Here is a 9,411-nt window from a genome sequence, read left to right on the forward strand (position 1 = left end):
GGAGGGCGCGGGCCTGCGCGGGGTGCGGACCGGGGCGGGCTTGGGCGTCCGGCCGGGACCCGTCGCGGTCGAGCGCTCGACCTGGGCCTTGGTGACCACCGCGGGCCGCAGCGGCACGGCCACCGGGTCCGGGTCGTCGCGGAAGAGGAGGTGGACCGGGATCTCGGTGGTGGACTCGTTGCGGATGAGCCGCGCGGCGCGCGCCCCTCCGTCGGTTTCGGTCATGGAACCCTCCGCGTTGCGCGTCATGAGAACAGCCGGCGCCAGGTCTCGGGGCCCGGGTAGCCGTCGGCCGCCTTGCCCCGCCAGCCCTGGGCCCGCTGGAAGGCCTCGACATTGCGCCGGTCCGCCTCGCCCCAGCGTGGCCCGGGGCCCTGGCGGTAGAACTTGCCGAATCCTTTCTTCACGAGCTGCTTGCCGAGCCGCGTGACGTCGGAGTTCTCCGCGCCGGGCCGGAACTTCGCCTTGCCGGGGAAGCCGGACGACGTGGTCCGCTCGGCGCCGCCGCTGCCGGCGGACGGGATGCTCCGGCCCTGCCCCGTCGACAGATACGCCCAGGTCGTGGGCCCCGGGATGCCGTCCGCCGCCTTGCCGCGCCAGCCCTGCGCACGCTGGAACGCGCGCGTCGCCTTACGGTCGGCCTCGCTCCACTTCGGTCCCGGCCCGACCCGGTAGAACCGCTTGCCGCCCCGCTCGACGAGCATCTTGCCGAGCCGTGTCACGTGCGCGTTGTTCTTGCCGGGGCCGAAGTACTTGGCGCCGGGGAACCTCGACGACGACGCGCTCGAACCGGAACTGCCGTCCGTGACCGCCCTGTAGCGGTACGCGAGGTAATTGCTGGAGTGGCTCCAGTACGCGTACGGGGTGGCCTGCACCCGCGTGCCGGGCTTGGTCTGCTCGTACGCGATGTACCGGGTCCGGGACCCGTCCGTCCAGCCGCCGAAGATCGTGACGTGCGAGCCCTTCTCCGGGTCGGCCGGGTTGTGGAAGAGCAGCATGTCGCCGGGCCGGAGCTGCGACTTGGTGATCCGGGTGCCGTACTGGGCGAGGCTCCCGGTCCACTCGTTGCCCGGCAGGCCCCACGCCATGGAGACGAAGCCGGAGCAGTCCTGGCGGTAGCCGTCCTTCCAGTACTTGTTCATGTTGTACGGGACCTTGGCCTCGACCCACCGCCTGGCGCGGTCGAGGATCGCGGTCCTGGAGGTCTTGCGCAGAGTCGTGGACTGGACCAGTGACACGGAACCGGCGAGCGGGGCCGGCGCTCCGTGCAGCGGTCCCGTCCCGCCCTGCGGCGTCGTGCCGCCCTCGTCGCCCGGGGCCGGGGTCAGTGGTCGGGCCTCGTGGTGTTCGGCCGCGGCCGCCGGGGTGATCTGGAGGCCCCCGATGACGGTGCCCGCGGCGGCGGCGAGGACGAGGGCGTGCCGGGCGCCCACCCTGGTGCGCACCGGGTGCGGCACCGCGCGCCGCCACTCGGCGCAGCCGGCGCAGTCGCAGTCCTCTGCCGGGTCGACGTCCTTGAAGACCGGGGCGCCCATCGGCTCCGCCGTGTCCCCGCGCTCCATCCGCTCCATGCGATTCCCCTCACACTCCGGTGCCGGACTTTGGAATAACGAGCCTCGATTCCGCACGCTGGAAGCGTCTCAACTGTCCTGACAAATCGCATGTTGACGGTCCGAATGATTGAAATCCCCAGAATTCACCCATCCTCTCGGCGCGTCGACTGGTCAGAAGCACCCTGGAGGCTCGGGTAAAGTTATGGACGTCGACAGGCGCCATTAGCTCAGTTGGTTAGAGCAGCGGACTCTTAATCCGCGTGTCCGGGGTTCGAGTCCCTGATGGCGCACCTGAAGCCGAAGGCCCTCCGCAAGAGCGGGGGGCCTTCGTCGTTGTCTTCTAAGCCCCTGCGGCGATTGAGCAGCGGGGTCCGGGGCAGAGCCCCGAGGCCCGTCACGCGTCGCGCGTGAACTCCCGACCCGGGGCTCCGCCCGCCCCCGACAAGCACGGCTGGGGGTCCGGGGGTTATCCCCCGGGGAATACAGCATCCGCGTGTCCGGGGTTCGAGTCCCTGATGGCGCACCTGAAGCCGAAGGCCCTCCGCAAGTGCGGGGGGCCTTCGTCGTAAGCCATTCAAGCCCCTGCGGCGATTGAGCAGCGGGGTCCGGGGCGGAGCCCCGAGGCCGCAACGCCGGGCGGGCCCCGGGCGGAGACCCAGGCGTAAACAGCACGTTTCGCTGCGTATCGGCCTTGCGATCATGAACCGGGTCACAGCACTCTGTCATGGAGCCATTGGCTCCCAAGATGCTTACGGTACAAGGCAGTTGAAATGGGCGCCGTGTCACGCCGGGCCCGAGCCGGTTGCCGAGCGCGCGGGGAGGGGGCCCCGCTCATGAACCGATGCCGAGGGGGGCATCATGCAACCGGAAGGCCGCCGTACCAGTCTTAGGTAAGGGTGGGACGGTGGCCCGCCAGTGATACGTCCGGGGGCACGGTCAGGGGGCCCGTTCCCGGGCGCAGGACCGACGACCACGCGGTGACGCGTGCGGGGGGATGACTCATGACGTCGACGCCGACGGGCGCCCGGCCTGAATTCGACCCGTCCGAGACGACCCAGCTGCGAGTGCCACCGAACCGCACTGGCGGTTTCCGGCGCATCAGGAAATCGTTGCCACGCTACGACTACGAGCACTACAGCCGGCTCGCCGGGCCACTGACCCAGCCCGATCCGAACAAGCCGTACAAGGTGCGCTATCGCTCGCTGCTCTCACAGGAACCGCACAGGATCCGGGCCGCGCTGATGCTGGGCGCGGCCCCGCTGCTCTCGCTCGTCCTGCTGTTCTGGCTGATGCAGCCCACGCACTGGACCGAACGGGACTATCCCGCCTACGACTTCCTGCCCGCGCTCGACATCGTGATGCTGGTGTCGATCGGGCTCATCGAGTTCTTCCGCTGTATGAACGTGCTGTCGAACGCGCACGCCACGCTGGTCGCCAGAGACCCGATCCCGGTCGTCCCGGAGACCGGCACGCGCGTCGCGTTCCTCACCTCGTTCGTGCCCGGCAAGGAACCGCTGGAGATGGTGACGAAGACCCTGGAGGCGGCCGTGAAGCTGCGCCACCGGGGTCTGCTGCACGTCTGGTTGCTCGACGAGGGCGACGACCCCGCGGTCAAGGAGGTCTGCGAGCGGCTCGGCGTGCACCACTTCTCCCGCAAGGGCGTCGCGAAGTGGAACCAGCCGAAGGGCCCGCACCGCGCCAAGACCAAGCACGGCAACTACAACGCCTGGCTGGACGCGCACGGGGACGCGTACGACTTCTTCGCCTCCGTCGACACCGACCACGTCCCGCTGCCCAACTACCTGGAGCGGATGCTCGGCTTCTTCCGCGACCCCGATGTGGGGTTCGTGATCGGCCCTCAGGTCTACGGCAACTACGACAACTTCATCACCAAGGCCGCCGAGTCGCAGCAGTTCCTCTTCCACGCGCTGATCCAGCGCGCCGGCAACCGCTACGGCTCACCCATGTTCGTCGGCACGTCCAACGCCGTACGCATCAGGACGCTCAAGCAGATCGGCGGCCTGTACGACTCCATCACGGAGGACATGGCGACCGGCTTCGAGATCCACCGGCACCGCAATCCCTTCACCGGCAAGAAGTGGCGCTCCGTGTACACGCCGGACGTGCTCGCGGTCGGCGAGGGCCCCAGTGCCTGGACGGACTTCTTCACCCAGCAGATGCGCTGGTCGCGCGGTACCTACGAGACGATCCTCAAGCAGTACTGGAAGGGCTTCTTCACGCTCCCGCCGAGCAAGCTCTTCAACTACACGATGATGATCATCTTCTACCCGATGGCGGCCATGAACTGGATCCTGGCGGCGCTGAGTTGTGCGCTGTTCCTGGGTCTGGGCGCCTCGGGTGTGAACATCGACCCGACGATCTGGCTGATGCTGTACGGCAACGCGTCGGCGCTGCAGATCGGCCTGTACATCTGGAACCGCCGGCACAACGTCTCGCCGCACGAGCCGGAGGGCTCCGGCGGTGTGGCCGGCATGGTGATGTCCGCGCTGTCCGCGCCGCTGTACGCGAAGGCGCTCTTCGACTCCGTGCTGCGCCGCAAGAGCAAGTTCGTGGTGACCCCCAAGGGCGACTCGGCGAGCCCCGACCGCTGGTTCGGGACCTTCCGCTACCACTGGTACTTCATCCTCATCTTCGGCGGCTCGATCGGCGCGGGCTTCTACTTCGGCCACTCCCACCCGGCGATGATCACGTGGGCCTGCTTCGCCCTGCTGATCACGGCGGCCCCGATGTTCGCGTGGCGCTACATGCTCCGCCAGGAGAAGAAAAAGCCGAAGCCGCCCGCGCAGCCTGTGCAGGCGCCCGAGCGGCCGCAGCCCGCCCCCTCGCACCACACCCAGCAGCAAAAGCCCAGTTGGGCGGCGGGCGGGAGCAGCGATCAAACGATGCAGATCTCCCTTGGGGGACGTAACAAGTCACCATCTCAGCCATGAGGCGTCGAGCCTCTGGAGCTCGGCGACTCACACCTCGTCGCGCTCCCGACTGTCCCCTACGACAGGACGGTCACGGGTCGCATCCACCACCAGGGTGGTGCGGGACCGGTGACAGGGCCCCACGCCAGGACGGACCTGACGACATCGATCCGGTCGACACCAACCACAACCGTCTCCCCGGCAAAGCCGGTTCGTGCCTTCCAAGGGCTAACGAATCGATCACGCCACCATATCCACGGCTGCGGCGCTTCGTGCGGTTTCAACCGAATCAGCCCTTCCCCGGACCGACGGCCGGGGTCTCTCGGAAGGAATGCAGGTGAAAGACGGTGCGAGCCGCCGCCGTGCCCGGCGCATAGTCATCGGCACGGTGGTGGTCCTGGCGCTGGCCGGGATGAACGGACCCTGGCTGTACCGCTTCGGGTCGGCCAAGTATCACGAGTACAAGATCAACAAACCGGAGTACAAGGCCGAGAACGGGCACTGGGACGTCATCGATTTCCCCCAGAACATGCGCCTGAACACGATTCACGCGGCGCTGTTGCACACCGGGAAGATCCTGCTCGTCGCCGGGTCGGGGAACAACCAGAAGAACTTCGACGCGAAGAAGTTCGACACCCGGCTCTACGACCCGGTGAAGAAGACCATCAAGAAGATTCCCACGCCAACTGACCTGTTCTGCACGGGACATACGCAGCTGGCGAACGGGAATCTGCTGATCGCGGGCGGCACCAAGCGCTACGAGAAGCTGAAGGGCGATGTCACCAAGGCCGGCGGCCTGATGATCGTGCACAACGAGGACCCGGACGCGCCCAAGACCATCAAGGCCGGCACGAAGTTCACCGGCAAGGAGAACGGGCAGACGTTCGTCGCCAAGGACAACATCACGGTCGAGCGCGCCAAGAAGGTCTTCAACAAGGCGACCGGAAAATTCCTGCGCAATGAGCCGGGCCTCGGCCGGGTGTACGTGGAGGCGCAGCGCCGCGGCGCCAAGTACGAGACCGGCACCCAGGACAACTACCGGGTGCAGGGCCTGACCGGCCAGGACGCGCGCAATGTGTACGGCATCGCGCAGAAACTCGCCCTGGACAAGAAGGACTTCCAGGGGATCAGGGACAGTTACGAGTTCGATCCGGTCGCCGAGAAGTACATCAAGGTCGACCCGATGAACGAGGCGCGCTGGTATCCGACGCTGACCACGCTCTCCGACGGCAAGGTCCTCTCCGTGTCCGGGCTCGACGAGATCGGGCAGCTGGTGCCGGGCAAGAACGAGGTCTACGACCCGAAGACGAAGAAGTGGACGTATCTGAAGGACGTCCGCCAGTTCCCGACGTATCCCGCGCTCTTCCAGATGGAGAACGGGAAGATCTTCTACTCGGGCGCGAATGCCGGTTACGGACCCGACAACGTCGGCCGCAAGCCCGGTATTTGGGATCTGACGACCAATAAGTTCCAGAAGATACCCGGGCTTTCCGACCCGAACAGGCTGGAGACGGCGAACACCGTCGAACTGCCGCCCGCGCAGGACCAGAAGTACATGGTGATCGGCGGCGGCGGCGTCGGCGAGTCCAAGCTCTCCAGCGAGAAGACCCGGCTCGTCGATCTGAAGGACAGGAGCCCGAGGTTCGTGGACGGGCCGAAGCTGGAGAAGGGGACGCGTTATCCGCAGGCCTCGATCCTGCCCGACGACTCGGTCCTCGTCTCCGGCGGCTCGGAGGACTACCGCGGGCGCGGCGACACCAACATCCTCGAGGCCCGGCTGTACGACACGAAGAAGAACACGTTCAAGCGGGTCGCCGACCCGAACGTCGGCCGCAACTACCACTCGGGCTCGCTGCTCCTGCCCGACGGGCGCGTGCTGTTCTTCGGCTCGGACTCGCTCTACGCCGACAAGGCCAACACCAAGCCGGGCACGTTCGAGCAGCGCATCGAGATGTACACGCCGCCGTATCTGTACCGGGACTCGCGGCCGTCCCTCGAGGGCGGCCAGAAGACGATCCGGCGCGGCGGCTCGGCGACGTACAAGACGGAGCACGCGTCGTCCATCAAGACGGCCCGGCTGATCCGGCCGAGCGCCTCGACGCATGTGACGGACGTGGATCAGACGTCCATCGCGCTCGACCTGAAGAAGTCGGCCGACTCGGTGACGGTGACCGTGCCGGGGAGTCGTTCGCTGGTGGAGTCGGGCTGGTACATGCTGTTCGTCACGGACGACCAGGGGACGCCCAGCAAGGCGCAGTGGGTTCGGGTGCCTTAGCCGCCGGCGTGGGGCGGAGGTCCGAGGTCGTCGTTGCACACGCCTCGGGGCTCCGCCCCGGCCCCCGCTGCTCAATCGCCGCAGGGGCTTGATCGATCTACCCGTCCGCCAGCTTCGCGGCGTATTCGCCCCACCATTCGCCGGCCTTCGGGCCGCCCTTGCAGGTGCCGTCGGACTCGCCGGGGCGCTTGATCCACAGGTAGGCCTTCACCTGCGGGTCACCGGTCTTGGTGGTCGGTTCCTCGCCGAGGGCCCGGCCCGGCGGGTTGCACCAGCGCTCGTCGGCTGCGCCTCCCGTGTACGGCCCGTTGCCGTTGCGGCTCGTGTCGACCACGAACGGCTTGTTCCCGACCTTCGCCGAGAGCTCCTTGCCGTACTTGACCGACTCCTCGGTGGTGTAGAAGTTCGACACGTTGACCGAGAAGCCGTCGGCCTGGTCGATGCCCGACCACTTCAGCGGCTCATAGATCTGGTCCGGCTTGCCCCAGCCCGCGTTGCCCGCGTCGAGGTAGACCTTCGTGTCCTTCAGGGACTTGAACTTCGCGATGGCGCCCTTGAGGAGGTCGTAGCGCTCCTCGTGGAACTGCTCCGGCGTGCAGTTGTCCACCATGTGCTGCACCGCGTCGGGCTCCAGGATCACCGTGGCGGGGCGGTCCCCGATGCCCGCGGCGACCTGGTCGATGAACTCCCGGTACGCGTTCCCGTCCGCCGCGCCGCCGCCCGAGTACTGGCCGCAGTCGCGGTGCGGGATGTTGTAGACGACCAGCAGCGCGTCCCGGTTCGCCTTCTGGGCGGCCTCGGTGTAGCCCCGCGCCTGCTCCGTCGCGTTCTCCGGCAGGAGCCACTCCCCGCTGGGCTGTTCGGCGATCTTGCGGACCTTCGCGGCCTCGTCGTCCTTGCCGTCCTTCGCGAGGGTCGTGGCGGCCTTCGCCGCCTTGCTGTCGGGGTTGACCCAGAACGGGTCCGCGCTCTTGGGCTGCTGCTTCACAGGCCCCGTCGACTCGGCCCCCTCGTTCTTGTCCCCGCCGCCGGATGAACAGGCGGACATGAGCAGCGCCGCCCCCACGACGACCGCTCCGCCCTTGAGTTTCCGGTACATCCACTCCCCCTTGGGTGCACTGTCTGGCTCTCAATCGTGGCATACGCCCCTGTCGTGCCACGAGCGCGTACGCCGCTTGTCAAGGACCTGTTACAGCGGGCACGGCTCGGGTAGGCGGCGACCAGGAACACTCCGATACGCGGGGTGAGAGGGGGCGTGACTTGTCCGGTGAGACGAGTGAACTGCGCCTGGCAGTTGCCCTGCTGGAGTATTCGGAGATCTTCCGTGACGCCTTCGACCCGCCGCGCTATCTGCGCCGCCTGACCGATCACTGCGTCGATCTGCTGGGCGCCCTGGGCGCCGGCGTGCTCCTCGCCCGCCCGTACTGCCCCACCCCGGCCAGTCATCGGAGTGAACAGCAAGAGGACGTACGGGAGTTGGTGGCATCGGACAGTCCCGCGAGTCCGGCGCACGACACCCTGCAGACCGGACGGGCGGTGGCTCCCGTGAAGTTGGGCGCCGCGACGACCGCGGCGCGCTGGCCCGCGTTCACGGCGATCGCCCGGCGGCGCGGGATCGTCTACGCCTACGCGGTTCCGCTGCGCGAGGCCGACGATCTGGTGGGGGCGCTCGCCGTCTTCCAGGCGGAACCGTCGGCGTGCAAGGGCGAGTTCGCGATCGCCCAGGTGCTCGCCGACGCGGCCACCACCGGGCTGCACAATCACCGCGTGCACGCCCGGTACCAGGATCTGACCGAGCAGTTGGGCGCGGCGCTCGCCAGCCGGGTACGGATCGAGCAGGCGAAAGGCATGCTCGCCGAGCGCTGGGCGACCGCCCCGGACGCCGCGTTCATGGCACTGAGACGGTACGCGCGCTCGAACCGGCTGCCGCTCGACCAGGTCGCGCACGCCGTGATCCGCCGCACCCTGCCCGACGGGCGGGTTCGGCCCGACCCGTCGTGAACCCTCGACCACACTCTGTGCTGATGCGCCCAACCGCTCTAAAGTCATGATGAGTGGCCCCAGTCCTCGGCCGGTCCGAACCCACGGACCACCAATGCCTCCCGTGCCGAGGCCGGGCCCTCCCGCAGCCCGCCGCCCGTACGGTCGAGGACCAGTCCGGCCGGCGGCTCCGGGGGGAGCGGGCTGCCGGCCGGACCAGGTGGCCCGCGCGCTCAACCGGCCTTCTGGGGCGGGCCGTCCACGCCCGACAGGTACGCGGACACGATGACGTTCGCGGAGTACGTGCCCGATGCCTCGTCGAAGCTGCCGCCGCAGGTGATCAGGCGGAGCTCCGCGCGCTCGGAGCGGTGCGGCCCGTACGCCTCGGCCGGGTCGAAGTTCTCGCGGGAGAACACCCGGACGTCGTCGACGGTGAACTCGGCGACGGAGCCGTCGGCCCGCGTCACGCGCACCGTGTCGCCCGGCTCGGCCTCGCTGAGGTGGTAGAAGACGGCGGGCCTGCTCTCGGTGTCGACGTGCCCGACGAACAGGGCGGTGCCGCGCTCCCCCGGCCGCACCCCGTCGCCGTACCAGCCGACGACGCCGGCCCGCGCGTACGGCGGCGGGTCGATGGCGCCGCCCCGGTCCAGGCCGCGGGCCACGACGGGCGCCT

The 9,411-nt window shown here is 68.5% G+C and carries 6 protein-coding genes, 1 tRNA gene and 1 pseudogene; 4 read left to right on the top strand and 4 right to left on the bottom strand.

Features of this window, described 5'->3' with window-relative positions:
- Together OKJ99_RS06100 and OKJ99_RS06105 are read right to left on the bottom strand one after the other, a co-directional pair.
- Window positions 1-225 (bottom strand): annotated as a pseudogene (locus tag OKJ99_RS06100) (SPFH domain-containing protein); the annotation flags it as partial.
- 20 nt (window positions 226-245) lie between these two features.
- Window positions 246-1,535: a peptidoglycan-binding protein gene (locus OKJ99_RS06105; RefSeq protein ID WP_326014729.1), complete on the bottom strand. Its 1,290-nt coding sequence runs from the start codon at window positions 1,533-1,535 to the stop codon at window positions 246-248.
- 234 nt (window positions 1,536-1,769) lie between these two features.
- Between OKJ99_RS06105 and OKJ99_RS06110 the strand changes: the two genes are divergently transcribed.
- The 3 genes from OKJ99_RS06110 to glxA all read left to right on the top strand — a co-directional run bounded on the left by OKJ99_RS06110 (window position 1,770) and on the right by glxA (window position 6,758).
- Window positions 1,770-1,843: transfer RNA gene (locus OKJ99_RS06110), tRNA-Lys, on the top strand.
- Window positions 1,844-2,554: 711 nt separating this feature from the next.
- The gene (locus OKJ99_RS06115) at window positions 2,555-4,504 is read left to right on the top strand and encodes a glycosyltransferase family 2 protein (protein WP_326014723.1); all 1,950 of its coding nucleotides are present in this window, start codon (window positions 2,555-2,557) and stop codon (window positions 4,502-4,504) included.
- Window positions 4,505-4,820: 316 nt separating this feature from the next.
- Window positions 4,821-6,758, top strand: a complete 1,938-nt coding sequence (gene glxA, locus OKJ99_RS06120) for a radical copper oxidase GlxA (protein WP_326014724.1) — start codon at window positions 4,821-4,823, stop codon at window positions 6,756-6,758.
- A gap of 97 nt (window positions 6,759-6,855) precedes the next feature.
- Here the strand turns inward: glxA and OKJ99_RS06125 are convergent, their stop codons facing one another.
- A complete protein-coding gene (locus OKJ99_RS06125; RefSeq protein WP_326014726.1) occupies window positions 6,856-7,857 on the bottom strand; it encodes a glycoside hydrolase family 6 protein in 1,002 nt (333 codons plus the stop codon).
- 161 nt (window positions 7,858-8,018) lie between these two features.
- Here OKJ99_RS06125 and OKJ99_RS06130 point away from each other — a divergent pair, with 161 nt between their 5' ends.
- A complete protein-coding gene (locus OKJ99_RS06130) occupies window positions 8,019-8,759 on the top strand; it encodes a GAF and ANTAR domain-containing protein (RefSeq protein WP_326014727.1) in 741 nt (246 codons plus the stop codon).
- Between the two features lie 212 nt (window positions 8,760-8,971).
- On the opposite strand, the gene OKJ99_RS06135 is transcribed toward OKJ99_RS06130, so the two are convergent.
- A partial coding sequence (locus OKJ99_RS06135; RefSeq protein WP_326014728.1) for a class F sortase occupies window positions 8,972-9,411 on the bottom strand: 440 nt, incomplete at its 5' end.

Origin of the sequence: Streptomyces endophyticus (assembly GCF_035798155.1) — a bacterium.
GTDB lineage: Bacteria > Actinomycetota > Actinomycetes > Streptomycetales > Streptomycetaceae > Streptomyces > Streptomyces endophyticus.

What these genes read in the sequence shown, in the direction of transcription:
- OKJ99_RS06105 (WP_326014729.1), bottom strand. Translation starts at nt 1,535, where the DNA reads ATGGGCGCCCCGGTCTTCAAGGACGTCGACCCGGCAGAGGACTGCGAC.
- OKJ99_RS06115 (WP_326014723.1), top strand. Translation starts at nt 2,555, where the DNA reads ATGACGTCGACGCCGACGGGCGCCCGGCCTGAATTCGACCCGTCCGAG.
- OKJ99_RS06125 (WP_326014726.1), bottom strand. Translation starts at nt 7,857, where the DNA reads ATGTACCGGAAACTCAAGGGCGGAGCGGTCGTCGTGGGGGCGGCGCTG.